This is a genomic window from Streptomyces otsuchiensis (assembly GCF_004305975.1).
In the GTDB taxonomy this organism is placed as follows: Bacteria; Actinomycetota; Actinomycetes; order Streptomycetales; family Streptomycetaceae; genus Streptomyces; species Streptomyces otsuchiensis.
Window position 1 is genome coordinate 1 of sequence record NZ_BHZI01000567.1, and the last position, 822, is coordinate 822.

Annotated in this window: 1 pseudogene; it reads left to right on the forward strand. The window is 78.2% G+C overall.

The features are described from left to right. Positions 1-130: 130 nt before the first annotated feature. A pseudogene (locus E0D90_RS25870) lies at positions 131-822 on the forward strand (apolipoprotein N-acyltransferase); the annotation flags it as partial.

Here is an 822-nt window from a genome sequence, read left to right on the forward strand (position 1 = left end):
CCCCCGGGTACGGGTTCCCGTCGCCCCCGCGCCAGGGCCGCCCGCCGCATCCGAACACCGGCCATCCCTCCGCGCGCCGTTCACGGTACGGTCGACCCAGCACCGCTTGATCCGCAGGGAGGGCCACGACGTGGCATCGGGCCAGGAAACCGCCACCGCCGAGGGCACCGGAGCGAGCGGAGCAACCCCGCCGGCGAGCTCGGGCGCCTCGGCCGCACCACCGGCCTCCCCGCCTCCCGCGCGCTTCGGGGCGCTGCGGCGCCACGCGCCCCGTACCCTCGCCGCGATCGTCGCCGGAGTGGCGCTGGCCGCCGCGTTTCCCCCGTACGGCCTGTGGCCGCTGTCGATCGTGGCGGTGGCCGCCCTCAGCGTGCTGACCCACGGCCGCAGCGCGCGCCAGGGTGCCTGGCTCGGCTTCGCCACCGGCCTCCCGTTCTTCCTGACGCTGCTGAAATGGCTCCATGTCATCGGCTGGGACGCCGTCATCGGCCTCTCCGTGCTCCAGGCCGCCTTCTTCGTGCCGCTGGGGGCGGCACTCGCCGCCACGTCGCGGCTGCCCCTGTGGCCTCTGTGGGCGGCCTGCCTGTGGGTGGCGGAGGAGTGGGCGAGAGACCGCGTCCCGCTCGGCGGGTTCCCCTGGGGCCGGCTGGCGTTCGCCAACACCGCCACCCCGTTCACCCCCCTGGCCGCCCTCGGCGGCGCCCCGCTGGTCACCTTCGCCGTCGCCCTGACCGGTGCCCTGGCCGGCTGCGCGGCCCTCGCGCTGTGGCGGGCGCGCCCGGCCGGGGCCCGCCGCGCGGCCCCGCCCGCGGCGGGGGGCCC